General features: G+C 73.3%; 20 protein-coding genes. 18 read left to right on the top strand and 2 right to left on the bottom strand.

Features of this window, described 5'->3' with window-relative positions:
* Positions 1 to 201 precede the first annotated feature (201 nt).
* The 12 genes from ACYQ0U_RS19750 (at position 202) to ACYQ0U_RS19695 (ending at position 9,229) form a co-directional block, all read left to right on the top strand.
* On the top strand, positions 202 to 801 hold the full coding sequence (locus ACYQ0U_RS19750; RefSeq protein WP_459975594.1) for a glycoside hydrolase family 3 protein: 600 nt from the start codon (positions 202 to 204) through the stop codon (positions 799 to 801).
* A gap of 23 nt (positions 802 to 824) precedes the next feature.
* Positions 825 to 1,898, top strand: a complete 1,074-nt coding sequence (locus tag ACYQ0U_RS19745) for an amidohydrolase family protein (protein WP_459975593.1) — start codon at positions 825 to 827, stop codon at positions 1,896 to 1,898.
* Positions 1,899 to 2,074: 176 nt separating this feature from the next.
* Positions 2,075 to 2,638, top strand: coding sequence for a 30S ribosomal protein S16 (rpsP, locus tag ACYQ0U_RS19740; protein ID WP_459975592.1), 564 nt, complete (start codon positions 2,075 to 2,077; stop codon positions 2,636 to 2,638).
* Positions 2,639 to 2,643: 5 nt separating this feature from the next.
* A complete protein-coding gene (locus ACYQ0U_RS19735) occupies positions 2,644 to 2,886 on the top strand; it encodes an RNA-binding protein (RefSeq protein WP_459975591.1) in 243 nt (80 codons plus the stop codon).
* 73 nt (positions 2,887 to 2,959) lie between these two features.
* Positions 2,960 to 3,508, top strand: a complete 549-nt coding sequence (gene rimM / locus ACYQ0U_RS19730; protein WP_459975590.1) for a ribosome maturation factor RimM — start codon at positions 2,960 to 2,962, stop codon at positions 3,506 to 3,508.
* A complete protein-coding gene (trmD, locus tag ACYQ0U_RS19725; protein ID WP_459975589.1) occupies positions 3,508 to 4,656 on the top strand; it encodes a tRNA (guanosine(37)-N1)-methyltransferase TrmD in 1,149 nt (382 codons plus the stop codon). Before rimM ends, trmD begins: the two co-directional genes overlap by 1 nt.
* Before the next feature lie 192 nt (positions 4,657 to 4,848).
* Entirely contained in the window at positions 4,849 to 5,199 is a 351-nt protein-coding gene (rplS, locus tag ACYQ0U_RS19720; RefSeq protein WP_459975588.1) for a 50S ribosomal protein L19, read from the top strand.
* Positions 5,200 to 5,234: 35 nt separating this feature from the next.
* Complete coding sequence (lepB, locus tag ACYQ0U_RS19715; protein WP_459975587.1) at positions 5,235 to 6,026, top strand: signal peptidase I; 792 nt, start codon at positions 5,235 to 5,237, stop codon at positions 6,024 to 6,026.
* 9 nt (positions 6,027 to 6,035) lie between these two features.
* The gene (locus tag ACYQ0U_RS19710; RefSeq protein WP_459975586.1) at positions 6,036 to 6,713 is read left to right on the top strand and encodes a ribonuclease HII; all 678 of its coding nucleotides are present in this window, start codon (positions 6,036 to 6,038) and stop codon (positions 6,711 to 6,713) included.
* Positions 6,714 to 6,783: 70 nt separating this feature from the next.
* Positions 6,784 to 7,092 (top strand): DUF2469 domain-containing protein, encoded by a 309-nt coding sequence (locus ACYQ0U_RS19705; RefSeq protein WP_011756688.1) that lies wholly within the window; start codon positions 6,784 to 6,786, stop codon positions 7,090 to 7,092.
* Between the two features lie 65 nt (positions 7,093 to 7,157).
* The gene (locus tag ACYQ0U_RS19700; protein WP_459975585.1) at positions 7,158 to 7,625 is read left to right on the top strand and encodes a TadE/TadG family type IV pilus assembly protein; all 468 of its coding nucleotides are present in this window, start codon (positions 7,158 to 7,160) and stop codon (positions 7,623 to 7,625) included.
* On the top strand, positions 7,511 to 9,229 hold the full coding sequence (locus ACYQ0U_RS19695; protein ID WP_459975584.1) for a pilus assembly protein TadG-related protein: 1,719 nt from the start codon (positions 7,511 to 7,513) through the stop codon (positions 9,227 to 9,229). Before ACYQ0U_RS19700 ends, ACYQ0U_RS19695 begins: the two co-directional genes overlap by 115 nt.
* Before the next feature lie 19 nt (positions 9,230 to 9,248).
* Here the strand turns inward: ACYQ0U_RS19695 and ACYQ0U_RS19690 are convergent, their stop codons facing one another.
* Positions 9,249 to 9,554, bottom strand: coding sequence for a hypothetical protein (locus ACYQ0U_RS19690; protein ID WP_459975583.1), 306 nt, complete (start codon positions 9,552 to 9,554; stop codon positions 9,249 to 9,251).
* 43 nt (positions 9,555 to 9,597) lie between these two features.
* On the opposite strand from ACYQ0U_RS19690, the gene ACYQ0U_RS19685 reads away from it, so the two are divergent.
* The 6 genes from ACYQ0U_RS19685 (at position 9,598) to ACYQ0U_RS19660 (ending at position 16,305) form a co-directional block, all read left to right on the top strand.
* Positions 9,598 to 10,368, top strand: coding sequence for a TylF/MycF/NovP-related O-methyltransferase (locus ACYQ0U_RS19685; protein ID WP_459975582.1), 771 nt, complete (start codon positions 9,598 to 9,600; stop codon positions 10,366 to 10,368).
* 21 nt (positions 10,369 to 10,389) lie between these two features.
* Positions 10,390 to 12,162 (top strand): hypothetical protein, encoded by a 1,773-nt coding sequence (locus tag ACYQ0U_RS19680; protein ID WP_459975581.1) that lies wholly within the window; start codon positions 10,390 to 10,392, stop codon positions 12,160 to 12,162.
* 100 nt (positions 12,163 to 12,262) lie between these two features.
* Positions 12,263 to 12,637, top strand: a complete 375-nt coding sequence (locus ACYQ0U_RS19675) for a YraN family protein (protein WP_459975580.1) — start codon at positions 12,263 to 12,265, stop codon at positions 12,635 to 12,637.
* On the top strand, positions 12,637 to 14,223 hold the full coding sequence (locus tag ACYQ0U_RS19670) for a YifB family Mg chelatase-like AAA ATPase (RefSeq protein ID WP_459975579.1): 1,587 nt from the start codon (positions 12,637 to 12,639) through the stop codon (positions 14,221 to 14,223). The genes ACYQ0U_RS19675 and ACYQ0U_RS19670 overlap by 1 nt, the downstream gene beginning before the upstream one ends.
* Positions 14,220 to 15,335, top strand: coding sequence for a DNA-processing protein DprA (dprA, locus tag ACYQ0U_RS19665; protein ID WP_459975578.1), 1,116 nt, complete (start codon positions 14,220 to 14,222; stop codon positions 15,333 to 15,335). Before ACYQ0U_RS19670 ends, dprA begins: the two co-directional genes overlap by 4 nt.
* Positions 15,336 to 15,405: 70 nt before the next feature.
* Positions 15,406 to 16,305 (top strand): tyrosine recombinase XerC, encoded by a 900-nt coding sequence (locus ACYQ0U_RS19660; protein ID WP_459975596.1) that lies wholly within the window; start codon positions 15,406 to 15,408, stop codon positions 16,303 to 16,305.
* Here the strand turns inward: ACYQ0U_RS19660 and ACYQ0U_RS19655 are convergent.
* The gene (locus tag ACYQ0U_RS19655) at positions 16,253 to 16,855 is read right to left on the bottom strand and encodes a M23 family metallopeptidase (protein ID WP_459975577.1); all 603 of its coding nucleotides are present in this window, start codon (positions 16,853 to 16,855) and stop codon (positions 16,253 to 16,255) included. The two genes, ACYQ0U_RS19660 and ACYQ0U_RS19655, sit on opposite strands and share 53 nt — an antisense overlap.
* Positions 16,856 to 16,912 lie beyond the last annotated feature (57 nt).

Raw genomic sequence — 16,912 nt, 5'->3', positions numbered from 1 at the left:
GTGGGCCTCACCGTCGAGAACGGAACCTGGGCGCTGGCCTGACCCACCGAGAAGGGCCCCCTTGCGCAGCCCACCTCGGGCGCTCAGGACAGACCCTGGCGGGCGGAACCCCGTTGTCGCACCCAGAGTGCTGACCCAACTGCCGCTCGAGGGCCCATTGGTGGCGCTCCGCCCGCCGCCCCCGCCACCGCCTGCGCCCAAATGGTCATCGGCAACCAGGCCGGTGGCTGGACGCTCACCTGGCAGGGCGGCTCCACCAACGTCATCCCGGGCACGACGATCCTCGACGGCATCGAGAAGGCGGCCCGCGGCCACGTCGTGTTCAGCGAGACGGCCGCCAAACGGGTGCCGCGCGGGGCGGCCGGCGTCGTGGTCGTCGGCGAGACGCCGTACGCCGAGGGCTTCGGCGACGTCGGCGGCCCGCGGTGGGCCTACGACCCGGGCGACCAGGGCGTCCCGCGCCCGGAGAAGACCATGCTCCTCTCCGACGCGGACACCAAGGCGGTGGAGAAGGTCTGCGCCCGCGCCGCGTCCTGCACGGTGCTCGTCGTCTCCGGACGGCCGATGATCATCCCGCCGGCGCTGCTCCGGCGGGTCGACGCCCTGGTCGCCTCGTGGCTGCCGGGCAGCGAGGGCACCGGGGTGGCCGACGTGCTCTACGGGCGGCGTCCGTTCACCGGCAAGCTCCCGGTGACCTGGCCGCGCACGGTGGACCAGGAGCCGATCAACGTCGGTGACGAGGACTACGACCCGCTGTACCGGTACGGGTTCGGCCTGAAGACCCGACACAAGGCCCGGTAGGAGGCCCGGTAGCGTCCGGGGGCATGCCCGCCCTCCGCTTCTCCGGTCCGGTCCTGCCCGACGGCGAGGTGCGCGACCTCTACGTCGTCGACGGCACGGTCACCTACGAGCCGGCTCCCGGCTCCGACCGTGCCGTCGACGGCTGGATCGTGCCCGGCCTGGTCGACGCCCACTGCCACCTCGGGCTGGACGAGGACGGGGCGGTCTCCGACGAGGCGACCGAGCAGCAGGCGACCGCGGACCGCGACGCGGGCGCGCTGCTCATCCGAGACTGCGGCTCGGCGGCCGACACCGCCTGGATCCACGACCGGGACGACCTGCCGCGGCTCATCCGCGCCGGCCGGCACATCGCGCGGACCAAGCGCTACATCCGCAACTACGCCCACGAGGTCGAGCCGGCCGACCTCGCCGCGACGGTCGCGCAGGAGGCGCAGCGCGGCGACGGCTGGGTCAAGCTCGTCGGCGACTGGATCTCCCGCGAGGACGGCGACCTGCGGCCGTCGTTCCCGCCGGAGGCGTTCGCCGACGCGATCCGGGTCGCCCACGAGCACGGCGCGAAGGTGACCGCGCACTGCTTCGGCCACGAGGTCCTCCAGGGCCTGATCGAGGCCGGCATCGACTGCGTCGAGCACGGCACCGGGCTCCACCAGGACCAGGTCGAGACGATGGCCGCGCGCGGCATCGCGCTGGTGCCGACGGTGATGCAGACCGACAAGTTCCCCGAGCACGCCTCCGCGGCCGGGGTGAAGTTCCCCGACTACGGGCGCACGATGACCGACCTGTTCGTGCGCCGCCGGGCGACGATCATGGCGGCCTACGAGGCCGGGGTCGCGCTGTACGCGGGGTCCGACGGCGGCGGCGTCAGCCGCCACGGCAACATCGCCGGCGAGGTGATCGCGATGGCGGCGTTCGGCATGCCGGCGGAGTACGCCCTGGGTGCGGCGTCCTGGCGGGCCCGGGAGTGGCTCGGCTTCGACGCCGGGCTCGACGAGGGCGCGCCCGCCGACTTCGTCGTCTACGACGCCAACCCGCTCGAGGACCTCTCGGTGCTGCTGCGCCCCTCGGCGGTCGTGCTGCGCGGCACGGTGGTCGCCTAGCCACCCGCGGCCGATTTCGACCGACGGGCGGAGGTCTGGCAGACTTGGCCGCTGAGTCCTGCGCGCCCGGACCCTCTCACCCGGACGCCGCAGAGCCCATCGAAGGTCCTGACCGGTGCTTTCCCCACCTGGCGCGGGCCCTCAACCACACACGATTCCGAGGAGACACCACAAACGTGGCCGTCAAGATCCGTTTGAAGCGCCTGGGCAAGGTCCGGGTGCCGCAGTACCGCATCGTCGTCGTCGACTCGCGCAAGAAGCGCGACGGTCGCGTGATCGAGGAGATCGGCAAGTACCACCCCAAGGAGAACCCGTCGTACATCGACGTCGTCTCCGAGCGGGCGCAGTACTGGCTGGGCGTCGGCGCGCAGCCGTCGGACGCCGTCGCCAAGATCCTCAAGATCACCGGCGACTGGCAGACCTTCAAGGGCCACACCGGCACCGAGGGCACCCTCAAGGTGGCCGAGCCGAAGCCCGACAAGCTCGAGATCTTCAACCAGGCGCTCAAGGAGGCTCAGTCCGAGCCCCGGGGCGAGGCCGTCACCAAGAAGGCCGCCAAGAAGACCGAGAAGAAGGACGAGGCTCCGGCCGAGGCTCCGGCTGAGGCTCCGGCCGAGGAGACCCCGGCCGCCGAGACCGTGGTCACCGCCGGCCAGTCCCCGGAGGCCGCGGTCGAGGAGGCCGAGGCCGCCGAGACGGCCGAGAAGCCGGCGTCCGACCCGACCGAGGCGGACAACTGAGCGCCATGCTCGCCGAGGCGCTCGAGCACCTGGTGCGCGGCGTCGTCGACCACCCCGACGACGTGAGCGTGCGGGACAAGCAGCTGCGCCGCGGCTCGATCCTGGAGGTCCGGGTGCACCCCGAGGACCTCGGCAAGGTGATCGGCCGGGGCGGTCGCACGGCGACCGCCTTCCGCACCGTGGTCTCGGCCCTCGCGGGCCGGGGCGGTGCCCGGGTCGACTTCGTCGACACGGACCGGCGTCGCTGACCGCTGTAGTTCGCACTTGTTTGGGTGCCGCCCTCCGGGGCGGCACCCATTCGCATTCCCTGGGGAGTAGGTAGTGGAGACCATCGAGGTCCTGGTGGGCCGGATCGGCAAGCCGCACGGCATCCGCGGTGACGTGACGATCGACGTCCGCACCGACGAGCCGGAGCGTCGCTTCGCGCCGGGCACCGTGCTCCGCGTCGAGCCGCCGCGCGGCTCGCACACCTCCCACCGGGCGCTCACCGTGGCGACCAGCAAGTGGCACCAGTCGGTGCTGCTGGTCCGCTTCGAGGAGATCCCGGACCGCAACGCCGCCGAGGCCGCCCGCGGCATCCTGCTGCACGCCGACCTGCCGGCGGACGCGACGCCCGAGGACCCGGACGAGTACTACGACCACCAGCTGGTGGGCCTGGCGGCGTACGACGTCGACGGCACCGCCCTGGGCGAGGTGTCGGCGCTCGTGCACGGCGGCGCCCAGGACCTGCTGGTCATCCGCACCCCCGACCGCCGCGAGGCGCTCGTGCCGTTCGTGAAGGCCCTGGTGCCCGAGGTCGACCTCGCCGGCGGCCGCGTGGTCGTCGCCGACCGCCCGGGCCTGGTGACGCCGCTGCCCGAGGACGACTGATGCAGATCGACGTCGTCACGATCTTCCCCGACTACCTCGCCCCGCTCGAGCTCTCGCTCGCGGGCAAGGCCCGGGAGAAGGGCCTGATCGACGTCCGCGTGCACGACCTGCGGCAGTGGACCCACGACCGGCACCGCACCGTCGACGACACCCCGTACGGCGGTGGCGCCGGCATGGTGATGAAGCCCGAGCCGTGGGGCGAGGCCTTCGACGCCCTCGACGTGACCGGCGCGACCGTCGTGTTCACGACCCCGTCGGGTGAGCCCTTCACCCAGGCCGTCGCACGGGATCTCGCGACGCGCGAGCGGCTGGTCTTCGCGTGCGGCCGCTACGAGGGCATCGACCAGCGGGTCCTCGACGACGTCGCGGGTCGGGCCGAGGTCCGGGAGGTCTCGCTCGGCGACTACGTGCTCAACGGGGGAGAGGTCGCCGCGCTGGCGATCACCGAGGCCGTGGTGCGCCTGGTGCCCGGGTTCATGGGCAACGCCGCCTCCCTCGTCGAGGAGTCCCACGAGGACGGCCTCCTCGAGTACCCCGTCTACACCAAGCCCGCCTCCTGGCGCGGCCACGACGTGCCGCCGGTGCTCCTGTCGGGCGACCACGCGGCGATCGCGGCCTGGCGGCACGACCAGGCGGTCCGGCGTACCGCCCAGCGGCGGCCGGACCTGGTGCCGGCCTCGACCCTGCTCGACGACGTGGAGATCCGGCCGCTCGAGCCCGCCGACGCGGGGGAGCTCTACGTGCTCCAGCGGGCCTGCTGGGTCCAGGAGATGCACGACAACCCCGGCGTGCGGATCCCGGCGCTGCACGAGTCGTACGACGAGCTGCGCGCGTGGACCGCGCGCGACACCGTGCTGGTCGCCCGCTCGGCGGGCCGGCTGGTGGGCGCCGTCCGCGCCTCCCTGCGCGGCGAGGAGTGGGACATCGGCCGGCTGATGGTCGCGCCGGACCTCGCCGGCCGCGGGCTCGGCCGCACGCTGCTGGAGCGGATCGAGGCGCTGGCGCCCGAGGCGGCGACGACGTACGTGCTCTTCACCGGAGCGGGGAGCGCGCGCAACCAGCGGATGTACAAGAAGGCCGGCTACCGCCTGCGCGGGGAGATCGAGCCGGGCGTGGTGCGCATGACCAAGCGGATTTCCCGGGGCTGAACGCCCTGTGGCAGACTTGACCCTCGGTCCAGCCGGCCAAACAAGGATCGCCCTGAACGACTCGTCCGACGGGGGTCCGCACCGGTTCCTGCCACAGGGGGATCCCGGCGCCGCCGGCCACACCTGCTGGGCCACAACTGAACCTTTCGTTCCTGCACCGCGGCTGACCTGTGGCACTCGCGAGGAGAGACAATGAGCAACGTCATCGCCGAGCTCGGCAACGCCATCAAGCGCGACGACGTCCCGGACTTCCGCGCCGGTGACACCATCAAGGTCCACGTCAAGGTCGTCGAGGGCAACCGCTCCCGCGTCCAGGTCTTCCAGGGCGTCGTGATCCGCGTCCAGGGCTCCGGCATCGGTCGCAGCTTCACCGTCCGCAAGGTCTCCTTCGGCGTCGGTGTCGAGCGCACCTTCCCGCTGAACTCCCCGATCTTCGAGCAGATCGAGGTCGTCACCCGTGGTGACGTCCGCCGCGCGAAGCTGTACTACCTGCGCAACCTCCGCGGCAAGAAGGCCAAGATCAAGGAGCGCCGCGAGGCCTGAGGGCAACCCTCAGGCACGCCCGTTAGCCTTCCCGCGTGACTTCCGACGACCGCGACCCGACCTCCGTCGCTGACCCCGACGAGCCGGTGTCGCGGTCGTCGTCCATTTCAGAGGACGCGCCCAAGAAGAAGAAGCACCTGCCGATCTGGCAGGAGACGCTGCTGCTGCTCGGCATCGCCCTGGTGCTGGCGATCGTCATCAAGGCGCTGTTCGTCCAGGCGTTCTACATCCCGTCGCAGTCGATGGAGCCGGGCCTGGTCAAGAACGACCGGATCCTCGTGCAGAAGGTGTCCTACTGGTTCGGCGGCGCCCCCGAGCGCGGCGACGTCGTGGTCTTCGAGGACCCGGGCGGCTGGCTGTCCACCGCCGAGTCCGCCGGGCCGACGAACGGCGTCGCCGGCCTGCTGTCCACGGTCGGCCTCTACCCCTCGGGCGGGCACCTCGTGAAGCGCGTGATCGGCGTCGAGGGCGACGTGATCACCTGCTGCGACGAGAAGGGCCGGATCCTCGTCAACGGCCAGCCGCTGAACGAGAAGGACTACGCGCGGGTCGGCGGCGCGGAGTGCTACGGCCCGATGACCGGCAACTGCGACTGGGAGGTCGGTCCGGTCCCCGACGGCCACGTCTTCGTGATGGGCGACAACCGCAACAACTCCGCCGACTCCACCGTCCACATGTGCGTCCGGACCGACCGCGACTGCACCAAGAACCCGTACGTCGACGTCGACGACGTCGTCGGCAAGGTGTTCGTCCTGGTCTGGCCCAGCGACCGCTTCACGTTCGTCCACCGTCCGGACACCTTCGCGGACGTGCCGGACGCCTCCTGAGGTCTCGTCATGAGCGTGCTGCCCCGCGGTGCCACGGTCCGGAAGGACGCCGGGCTCTATGGCTACGAGCGCGCCCTGCGCCGCAACGGCATCGAGCCGATCGCCGGCGTCGACGAGGCCGGCCGGGGCGCCTGCGCCGGCCCGCTCGTCGCGGGCGCGGCGATCCTGCCGGCCGGGAAGGCCGGGATCGTCCCCGGGCTGGCCGACTCCAAGCTGCTCACCGAGAAGGCCCGCGAGCGCTGCTACGACCAGGTGGTCAAGCGCGCGCTCGCCTGGTCGGTCGTCGTGATCTCCCACGAGGAGTGCGACCGGCTCGGCATGCACGTGGCCAACGTCGAGGCGCTGCGGCGTGCGGTGGCGCTGCTGGACCTGCCGCCGGCGTACGTCCTCACCGACGGGTTCCCCGTCGACGGCCTCGGCGTGCCGGGCCTCGCGGTGTGGAAGGGCGACCGGGTCGCGGCGTGCATCGCGGCCGCCTCGGTGATCGCGAAGGTCACCCGCGACCGGATCATGACCGACCTCGACGCCGCCTGGCCGGCGTACGACTTCAAGACCCACAAGGGCTACATCACCGACGTCCACGCCGCCGCGCTGGCCGAGCACGGGCCCTCGCCGGTCCACCGGATGCGGTTCGTGAACGTTCGCCGGGCGGCCGGGCTGGAGCCGGATATAGAGTCGGCGTCGTGAACACCCCACGAAAGCGCGCGACGGGAGCGCTTCGCGCGGAGGCACGCTTCCGCGGGGACCCCGGAACCGCATGAGCGCCGAGGACCTCGAGAAGTACGAGACCGAGATGGAGCTGACGCTCTACCGGGAGTACCGCGACGTCGTCGGGATATTCAAGTACGTGGTGGAGACCGACCGACGTTTCTACCTGTGCAACCAGGTCGACGTGAAGGCCCGCACCGAGGCGGGCGACGTGTTCTTCGAGGTCTCCATGAGCGACGCCTGGGTCTGGGACATGTACCGGCCGGCGCGCTTCGCGAAGAACGTCAAGGTGCTCACGTTCAAGGACGTGAACGTCGAGGAGCTCAGCCCCTCCGAGATCGACCCGCCCAAGGCGTGAGCGCTGGACCAGACCAGCGGGTGACCGCGGTCACATCGTGGTACGACTGGCCCGTGGGGAGTGGGATGGCCGGGCGTCTCTGCCGCCGGAGGGTGCCCGGCGAGCGGGGCGCCGCGGCCGTCGAGTTCGCTCTGGTGGTGCCGCTGCTCCTGGCGATCCTGTTCGGGATCATCAGCTACGGCTTCATGCTCAGCTTCCGGCAGGGACTGAGCCAGGCCGCCGCCGAGAGCGCGCGGGCGGCGGCCGTCTCGGCCACCACGACCGACGCGGCCCGGACGACGGCGGCGACCTCGGCGCTCGACGACGCCCTCGACCTGTACGGCGTCAGCTGCAACGGGACCTCGCTCCTCAAGGGCGGGTCGGCCGTCGGGACCTGCTCGGTGACCCTGGCCGCCTGCGAGAACGACGCCGCCGCCCGGTGCGCGACGGTGGCCCTCGACTACGCCTACGCCGACCACCCGTGGGTGCCGGCCTTCCCGTTCGTGCCGCTCCCGGACGCGATGAGCTACTCGGCCGTCGCGCGGGTGAACTAGTGGCGCGGCGGGACGAGAGGGGGGCGGTCGTCCCGATCGTGGCGGTGATGCTGACCGTCCTCATCGCGATGACGGCGCTGACCGTCGACATCGGGATGCAGCGGGTCGCCCGGACCGACATGCAGACGGTGGCCGACATGGTCGCGCTGGACCTGTCCCGCGAGCTCGACGGGCGCACAGTGGACGCGATCTCGCCGACCCTCCGGGCCGCTGCCGACCGGTCGGTGGCCCGCAACCCGGACCCGGTCGGCGACGACGTCACGGTCCGGCCCGAGCTCGGCACGCTCAGCTCGGCCGGGGTCTTCACCGCGGCGAGCGGATCGACCGTGCCCACCGCCGTACGCGTGACGGCGGCGACGAGTGTGGCGTTCCGGTTCACCCCCGGCTGGGGCGGCGTCAGCCGCTCGGCGGTCGGCGTCGCGCGCGCCCAGGGCTGCTACAAGCTGGGCTCGTGGGGCGCCCGGCTCGCGACGTCGTCCGCGAGCTCGCAGCTGATCGCCCGGGTCCTGGCCGCCCACGGCATCGGCGCCTCGGTCAGCGCGGCGACCTACCAGGGCATGGTCGGCGCCACCGTCGACGCGGCCACCCTCGCGACGGAGCTGGGGCTGGCCTCGCCCGAGGCGCTTGGCTCGGCCTCGGTCACCCTCGCCGCACTGCTGGACGCCGCGGCCGACGTCCTCGGCACCAGCGGCGCCAGCGCCGGCCAGGTCGCCGCCCTCGACACCGTCCGCGCGAATCTCGGCGTCCTCGGCGGCCAGCAGGTCGGGCTGGCGAACCTGTTCACGATCGGGTCCGGAGCGGGCGCCGGCCTCTCCGCCGCCCTCGACCTCGCCGACCTGGTCATCGGGGGCGTGCTGGTCGCGGACGGCAGCTCGGCGGTGGAGATCGACCTCGGCGCCGGACTCCCCGGCGTCGGCTCGATGACGTCGTCGGTCGGCCTGGTGCAGGCGGCGCGCACGGCCTGCGGCTTCGCGGGGTCGACGCCCAACTCCAGCAACCAGGTGGCCGTCACCTCAAAGGCCTCGCTGATCGAGCAGGACCTCACGCTGGACATCCCGGGCGTGGCAGCCGTCGCGATCGAGTCATCGACGCCGCTGAGCCTCACCGTGACCACCGCCTCCGCGACGTCGACCCTCGACGCGGTCACGTGTGGTGCGTCCAGCCGGTCGGCCACCGTGAGCACCACGGGCGGGCTGCTCGGGGCCACGCTGGTCGTGCCGCTCTCCGTCACGATCACCCTCGTCGGCATCCCCGTGGACCTGAACGTGACGGCCCGGGCGACGCTGACGCCGAGCGGCACGCCGGGCGCGGTGACGATCACGGTCCCCCCGGATGCCTACAACACCCCGGAGTCGAACGGCGGCTCCCAGGTGCGGCTGCCCGCGGCGACGCTCGACCCGGTCGGCTCGGTCGCGGGCATCTCGAGCGCACTCCTCACCGAGGTCCTCGACGGGGTGATGTCCTCGGTCGTCACCCCGCTGGTCGCGGCGCTCAACACCGACGTGGTCGGCCCGCTCTCCGACCTCGCCGGCCTGCGGACCTCGGGTGCTGACGTGCTGCTGCTCGACCGGCCGAGCTGCACGACGCCCGCGCTGCGGGGCTGACGCGGGCTGCTCGCCGATCTCAGTCGAGGCGGCGCACGGGGTCGTCCACGGAGTAGGGGATGTCGACCCGATGCAGCGGCATCCTGAAGTGGTGGAGTCGAGCCGTGGCCGGGTCCAGGAGCGCATGTCGCCCCCGGTTGAGCTTGTGGATCGTGCTGTCGAGCCGGGCGAACCGGTAGCGGACCATCGACTTCACCCGCCGGGCCCACCGCTCGTCCTCGTAGGCCATGAGGTCCTCGAGGGACCAGCGCATGGTGTGCTGCTCCAGGACGGGCCGGGTCGGATCGTGGCCGGTCGTGTCGACGTTGAAGTTCAGGAAGCGCAACCGGGGAGCCGGGGCGGTGCTCGTCAGCTCGTCGATCGGAACCGTGCTCGCGCAGCACGATGAACTCGTCGACGTCGATCAGCGCGAGCCAGCCTCGTCCACGATCGTCCGCTGCGTAGGGCGCCAGGACCTCGGGCAGGTGGAGGTCGAAGAGGTGATCCGTGCGGTCGCCGACCAGCGGCTCTCGTATCTCAGCGCCGGCCATCTGCGCAACCTCGCCACGTGCGTCCGGCAGATCGAGGCCGACGGTGTGCCCGGAGTCGTCGTCGAAGCCGGCACGGCGCAGGGCGGCTCCGCCATCGTGCTGGCAGCTGCCAAGTCGCCGGATCGCCCGATCAAGGTGTACGACGTGTTCGACACCATCCCCGCGCCGAGCGCCAAGGACGGCGCGGACGTCCACGAGCGGTACGCCGTCATCGCCCAGGGCAGCGCCACCGGTCTCCGCGGCGACACCCACTACGGCTACCGGCCCGAGCTGTACGACGAGGTCCGAGGCTCCTTCGAGCGGCTCGGCGTGCCCGTCGAGCAGCACAGCGTCGAGCTCGTGAAGGGACTCTTCCAGGACACCATCGAGCTCGACGGGCCCGTCGCGTTCGCCCACCTCGACGGTGACTGGTACGAGTCCACGATGGTCTGCCTGGAGCGGATCGCCCCGAAGCTGTCGCCGGGCGGGCGCATGATCATCGATGACTACTACTCCTGGTCGGGCTGCCACCGGGCGGTGAACGACTACTTCAAGGGCCGCAGCGACTACCGCCTGCTCGAGCGGGCGAAGCTGCACGTCGTCCGATCCGACGAGAGGGGATCCGAGTGACGCCGTCCCCTCTCCACCGCCGTGGCGACGGCCCGCGCGACCGAGACGCTGGCGACCCGCGGCCTCGGGCCGCTCGCCGCTCGCTTCCTCGTCACCGGTCATCGAGAGATCGCGCGCGACCTGGTCGAGGAGGCGGACCACCGCGGCCCCGACCAGCTCCGTCCCCCCGCTCGGCGCCGCCTCGACCACGTCCGGGCCTGGACCCACCCTGCCGCCCAGCCCACGCCGCCGCCGGGCGCCGTACCTCTCGCCATCTTCTACTACAGCCAGCCGGACCGCGTGCGTGGCTCCAGGAACATCGGCGACTACGTGCAGACCCTCGCCATGCTCGGCAACCTCGTGCGCTTCAGCGACGTGGAGTTCAGCGGGCCCGGAGAGCTCGGTGACCTCGCGACGGAGGTGCAGTCGCGGGTCCGCGCCGACCTGCGACTCGCGGGCGAACCACGACGGGCGCACCTGGTGCCGGTCAGCCGCGACTTCAGCGCCGGCGACGAGATCCCCGAGGGCACGTGGCTCCTGGCCTTCGGCTGGCACCTGCACCCGTCGTTCGGACTGCGCTACGGGTTGCCCTACGACCCCAGGCTGCGCCCGCTCTTCGTGTCCTTCCACCTGCACGCCATCGACGTGCTCGACCAGCCCACGATCGAGTACCTCCGCGCCCACGGGCCGATCGGCTGCCGCGACTGGTCCACGGTCGACCTGCCGCTGAGCGCGGGTGTCGATGCGTTCTTCACCGGGTGCGTGACCTCGACCGTGGATGCGGTGTTCCCGTCGCTCGACTCGCTCGACTCGCTCGACCGCTCCGACGCGCTCGCGCTCGGCGTGATCGACACCCCGGACCCCGATGACCTTCCGTCTGACCGACCGGTCCTGCGGCTCGGGAACAGCGACGCGGCCCACCGCGACCTCGACATCGTGAGCGGCACGCGCGCGGCCATCGAGGTGCTCGAGGACTACCAGCGTCGCCTCGACCGGGTCGTCACCAGCCGCTTGCACGCGTACCTGCCGGCGGTCAGCCTGGGTCTGGAGGTCGACCTCCGCCCCACCAACCCCGGCAGCGCGCGCTTCACCGGGCTCAGCGGTCTGCGACCGGGCTCGGCGGAGCTCGACGACATGCGCGACGGCATGCGCGACCTCATCGCCGACGCGCTCGGCCGCATCCTCGCCGGCGCGCCCGCCGAGGAGGTGTACGACGCCTGGCGGACCCGCACGACGCCCCTCGTCGAGCAGGCGCGGGCTCGGCTCCACTCACCGCACCCGCCCTTCCCGGCGGTGAGCACGGCCGCGACGGTGGACCGCCTCTCGCGCGTGGGCGTGGCCGAGCTGGCCGCGGACGGCGCGACCGCCGTCCGGACCGGGGTCTGGACCGTCGACCCGGAGGCTCCGGCCGTCGACGTGCTGGCCCTCCCGTCGCTCCTGCCGGAGGTCGACCGGCTGGTCGTGGTCGACGCCGGAGACGAGCCCACCGACGCGGAGGTCGCCCGCCTCGCGGAGCTCGACCTGCGGGGCAACGCCGTGGGTGCGAACCTCTCCGGCGGGCCGGCGGCCAGGGTGTGGCGTCGCGCGGCCGAGCGACTGCCGGCCGGCCCGGCCGGCGAGCTACGCCGCCTGATGAGTGCGCGACACCCGTTCGCGACGCGCGCCCTGGGGCCGGGACCGCTCGTGCTCGACCTGGCGCTGATGCGCACCGACCCGGACCTGCGCGACTGTCTGGGCATGGCTGCCCACTTCGGGCTGAGCGCACGCGAGGCCGTCCTCGCCTACGCGGGATCGCACGTCACGCCGCTGGACTGACGACCCACCTCGCGTCCACAACGGACCGTTCCGGCCCAGGTCTCCACAGCACGATCGCCTGCGAGCGTCTGCTGTCTTCGCCCGCGGTGACGCTGTCGGCATGACGCGAACAGCTGCAGCTGCGATCAAGCAGGCCCTCGGGGCGTACGGCGAGACGCTCGCCGCCCGCCACCTGACCGGGCAGGGGATGGTCCTGCTCGAGCGCAACTGGCGCTGCGAGGCCGGGGAGATCGACCTGGTGCTCCGCGACGGCGACGTGCTCGTGGTGTGCGAGGTGAAGACGCGCAGCAGCGTCCGCTACGGCACCCCGCACGAGGCGGTCACCGACATCAAGGTCGCCCGGCTGCGGAGGCTGGCGGTGCGCTGGGTCGAGGAGCGCGGCGTGGCCGTCCGCGACATCCGCATCGACCTGGTCGGGATCGTCCGGCCCCGCCGCGGCGCGTCGCTGCTCGACCACGTGCGGGGGATCGGCTGATGCCCTTCGCGACCACCCACACCGTCTCGCTGCACGGCGCCGTGGGCCACCTGATCGACGTCCAGACCGACGTGTCTCCGGGACAGGTCGGCGTGACCATGGTCGGTCGGGCCGACACGACGATCAACGAGGCCCGCGACCGGTGCCGGATGGCCATCATCAACAGCCGGTTCGACTGGCCGGCGACCCGGCGCATCACGATCCTGCTCTCGCCCGCGGACCTCCTCAAGCGCGGCACCCACTTCGACCTCGCCATCGCGATCTCCGTGCTCGCGGCGGCCGGCACGGTGCCGCCGGGGTCCTTCGAGGGAGCCGCGTTCATCGGCGAGCTGACCCTCGACGGCAACCTGCGCTCGGTGCCCGGGGTGCTGCCCATGGTGCTCGCGGCCGCCGAGCGCGGCATCCGGGCCGTCTTCGTGCCCGAGCCGCAGGCGGCGGAGGCCGCGATGGTGCCCGACATGAGTGTGATCGGCGTCCGGTCGCTGGGCCAGGTCGTCGCCGTCCTGCGCGACGAGGAGGTTCCAGAAGCGCCGCCGGTCGCGCCCGACTCCGGCGCCACGCTGCTCGCCTGGCGCGGCCAGGAGCGGCTCGAGGAGCTCGACCTCGCCGACCTGGTCGGCGTCGCCGACGCGCGCTACGCCCTCGAGGTCGCGGCCGCCGGCGGCCACCACCTCCTGCTGTCCGGCCCGAAGGGCTCCGGCAAGACCAGCCTGGCCGAACGCCTCCCCGGCATCCTGCCCGACCTCGACCGCACCGAGTCGCTCGAGCTCAGCGCCATCCACTCGCTCGCCGGCACGCTCGACCCGGCCCGCGGCATGCTCACCCGGCCCCCGTTCTCCGCCCCGCACCACGACGCGAGCAAGGCCAGCCTGATCGGCGGCGGCTCCGGCGTCGTCCGGCCCGGAGAGGTCAGTCGCGCACACTCGGGTGTTCTCTTCTTGGACGAGTTCCCGCTCTTCAGGTCCGACGTCATCGAGGCGCTGCGCCAGCCCCTGGAGAGCGGCGAGGTGACCGTCGCCCGACGCGACGAGTCGGTGACGCTCCCCGCGCGCGGCATGGTCGTGCTCGCCTGCAACCCCTGCCCGTGCGGCGACTGGTCGGCCCGCAACGAGCACAACCGGTGCAGCTGTCGAGAAGTCCAGCGACGCGACTACCGCAACAAGGTCACCGGCCCGGTGGCCGACCGCGTCGACATCGTCCGGGTCCTGCCGCCGCTGAAGCAGCACGACCGGAAGCTCGACTTCGAGCGCCCGGAGTCCTCCGCCGAGGTGCGGGCACGCGTCGAGGCCGCCCGGGCCCGGCAGGCCGAGCGCTACGCCGCGGAGAGCTGGCGGCTCAACGGCCAGGCACCCGGGCCGGTGCTCCGCGACCGCTGGCCGCTGACCAAGGAGGGGCAGGCCGACGTGGACGACGAGCTCTACAAGGGGCGGCTCAGCCGCCGCGGAGCCACGCGGGTGCACCGGCTCGCGTGGACCGTCGCCGACCTGCGCGGGCTCGACCGGCCCGGGCTGGAGGAGGTGGCGACCGCCCTGCGCCTGCGCACCGGCGAGCCGCTGCTGCTCCGGATGCTGGAGAGCGCCGGATGAGCGCCGACCGCCTCGCCCGGGTAGCGCTCTCGCTCGTGGGAGAGCCCGGCGAGGAGCGCCTGCTCGCGCTGGTCGCCGACCTCGGGGCGCAGGTGGTGCTCGACCACCTGCGCGCCGAGCCGGCGATGGCGCCCCGGTTCCGCGGGCTCGCCCCCGAGCGGGTGCTGGCCGACGCGGAGCGCACCGGGCTGCGGTTCGTGACGCCCGCCGACGACGAGTGGCCGCGCCAGCTGGCCGACCTGGCCACGGCGCCGTCCCTCCAGCAGCGCGGCGGCGTCCCCGTGGGGCTCTGGGCGCGCGGGCCGGTGCGCCTCGACCAGCTCGCCGGGTCCGTCGCGGTCGTCGGGTCCCGCTCGGCGACCACCTACGGCGCCGACGTCGCGGCCGACATCGCCGCCGAGACCGCTCGCGCCGGCCGGCCGGTCGTGTCCGGCGGCGCCTTCGGCATCGACCAGGCCGCCCACCGCGGCGCTCTCGCCGGCGGCGGGCCGACCGTGACGGTGCTCGCCTGCGGCGCGGACCGCGTCTATCCCGCCGGCCACCGGCAGCTGATCGAGCACATCGCCGCCACGGGCGTCGTGGTCTCCGAGACCCCGCCGGGCGGCGCGCCGATGCGGATCCGCTTCCTCGCCCGCAACCGGCTCATCGCCGCCCTCACCACCGGCACCGTGGTCGTCGAGGCGGCGGTCCGCAGCGGCGCGCTCAACACCGCCAACTGGGCCGGTCGGCTCAACCGGGTCCTCATGGGCGTCCCCGGTCCGGTCACGAGCGCGTCGTCCCAGGGTGTGCACCAGCTGGTCCGCTCGGGCGCGGCCACGTTGGTGACCTCGGGCGCCGAGGTGCTCGAGGAGGTGGGTTCGGCCGGCCAGGACCTCGCCGCAGTGCCCCGTGGTCCCGAGCGCCGCCGCGACCGGCTGACCCGCCAGCAGTCGCGGGTGCTCGACGCGGTCCCGGTGGTGACCGGGGCCGGGGTCGAGTCGATCGCCCGCACCGCGGGGCTCGGGGTGCACGAGGTCGTCGGTGCGCTCGCCGCCCTGCTCGAGCTGGGCATGGTGCGCGAGGACGCAGACGGCTGGCGGCTCGCCGCGCCGGCTCACCGGGAGCAGGGGTGAGCGTTCCTAGACTCGGAGGGTGACCGAGGACGTGCAGGCGCAGGCGCCGGAGGAGGCGCTCCCGGAGCCGATGGCCCGAGTGCTCGGCGAGTACGAGCGCCACCTGGCCGCCGAGCGCGACCTCGCCGCCCACACCGTCCGCGCCTACGTCGCCGACGTCGGCAGCCTGCTCGACCACGGCGCCCGGCTCGGCCACACCGACGTCACGACGCTCGACCTGCGGTCGCTGCGCAGCTGGCTCGCCAAGCAGCAGACCCTCGGCCGGTCGCGGACCACGATCGCCCGGCGGGCCACGGCCGCGCGGGTGTTCACCGCGTGGCTGGCGCGGACCGGTCGCGCGACGCAGGACGTCGGCGCGAGCCTGGGCTCACCGAAGGCGCACAAGACGCTGCCGCCGGTGCTGCGCGCGGACGAGGCGAGCTCGCTGATCCAGGCCGCCACCGAGCACGCCGACGACGGCAGCCCCGTCGGGCTGCGCGACGTGGCGATGCTCGAGCTGCTCTACGCGACCGGCATCCGGGTGGGGGAGCTCGTCGGCCTCGACGTCGACGACGTCGACCGCGAGCGCAACGTCGTCCGCGTCTTCGGCAAGGGGCGCAAGGAGCGCACGGTGCCGTTCGGCCGCCCCGCCGGCCGGGCCCTCGACTTCTGGCTCCGGCAGGGGCGGCCGCAGCTGGCCGGCCCCGAGAGCGGGCCCGCGGTGTTCCTCGGCGCCCGCGGCAAGCGGATCGACCAACGCGCCGTCCGGACGATGGTGCACCGGCGGATCGCGGACGTGCCCGGCGCCCCCGACATCGGGCCGCACGGCCTGCGGCACACCGCCGCGACCCACCTGCTCGAGGGCGGGGCCGACCTGCGCTCGGTCCAGGAGCTGCTCGGTCACGCCTCGCTCGCGACCACCCAGCTCTACACCCACGTCACCACGGACCGACTGCGACGGGCGTACCAGCAAGCACACCCCCGGGCGTGAACAGCGGCCTGAACAGGGCCAGCGGCGGGACCCACGGCCTGGACATGACGACGGGCTCGTCGCGCCACAGCGGGAGCAGCCGCACGGGGCCGGCACCGACGAGGCGGAGCGGGTCGAGGTAGGTCTCGGCCTGGATCCAACCCCAGTGGAGGCAGGCGAGCGGCAGGCAATGGGAGCCGACCACGGAGAGTCGGCCGATCCGGTCGCCGGCAACGACGGTCGCGCCGACGTCGACCGAGGACTCGATCGGCTCGTAGGTCGTGCGCGTCCCGCCGTGGTCGACGACGACCACGCCTCGACCCGCGAGCGTGCCCGCCCACGTGACGCGTCCGGGCAGGGCGGCCCGGACCGGCTGGCCGGGGGAGCCACGCAGGTCGACGCCCCGGTGGCCGGCGCCCCACGGGTCGTCCGGCGGGTCGAAGCCGTGGACGACCTCCGGCTCCGGGACGAGCGGCCAGACGCCGACGGGATCGGCCTCGGCGGCGCGCGCTGGGAGGGGCACGAGGACGACCGCCAGGAGCGTCAGGAGAAGGGCGAGTCGGGTGGTCATGGGGCGAGCGTGCGCCGGGGCGGGGACATGGAGCGGCGTACGCTGCCTGACCTGGGG

The sequence above is a fragment of the Nocardioides pyridinolyticus genome, from assembly GCF_054653575.1.
The sequence above is the reverse complement of the archived record's forward strand: the minus strand, read 5'-3'. Positions and strand labels throughout refer to the sequence as shown.

Coding starts and splice junctions, on each gene's coding strand:
- ACYQ0U_RS19705 (WP_011756688.1), top strand. CDS start 6,784: ATGAGCGCCGAGGACCTCGAGAAGTACGAGACCGAGATGGAGCTGACG.
- ACYQ0U_RS19710 (WP_459975586.1), top strand. CDS start 6,036: ATGAGCGTGCTGCCCCGCGGTGCCACGGTCCGGAAGGACGCCGGGCTC.
- ACYQ0U_RS19675 (WP_459975580.1), top strand. CDS start 12,263: ATGACGCGAACAGCTGCAGCTGCGATCAAGCAGGCCCTCGGGGCGTAC.
- dprA (WP_459975578.1), top strand. CDS start 14,220: ATGAGCGCCGACCGCCTCGCCCGGGTAGCGCTCTCGCTCGTGGGAGAG.
- ACYQ0U_RS19750 (WP_459975594.1), top strand. CDS start 202: ATGGTCATCGGCAACCAGGCCGGTGGCTGGACGCTCACCTGGCAGGGC.
- ACYQ0U_RS19745 (WP_459975593.1), top strand. CDS start 825: ATGCCCGCCCTCCGCTTCTCCGGTCCGGTCCTGCCCGACGGCGAGGTG.
- trmD (WP_459975589.1), top strand. CDS start 3,508: ATGCAGATCGACGTCGTCACGATCTTCCCCGACTACCTCGCCCCGCTC.
- rplS (WP_459975588.1), top strand. CDS start 4,849: ATGAGCAACGTCATCGCCGAGCTCGGCAACGCCATCAAGCGCGACGAC.
- ACYQ0U_RS19700 (WP_459975585.1), top strand. CDS start 7,158: ATGGCCGGGCGTCTCTGCCGCCGGAGGGTGCCCGGCGAGCGGGGCGCC.
- ACYQ0U_RS19735 (WP_459975591.1), top strand. CDS start 2,644: ATGCTCGCCGAGGCGCTCGAGCACCTGGTGCGCGGCGTCGTCGACCAC.
- ACYQ0U_RS19655 (WP_459975577.1), bottom strand. CDS start 16,855: ATGACCACCCGACTCGCCCTTCTCCTGACGCTCCTGGCGGTCGTCCTC.
- ACYQ0U_RS19660 (WP_459975596.1), top strand. CDS start 15,406: ATGGCCCGAGTGCTCGGCGAGTACGAGCGCCACCTGGCCGCCGAGCGC.
- ACYQ0U_RS19670 (WP_459975579.1), top strand. CDS start 12,637: ATGCCCTTCGCGACCACCCACACCGTCTCGCTGCACGGCGCCGTGGGC.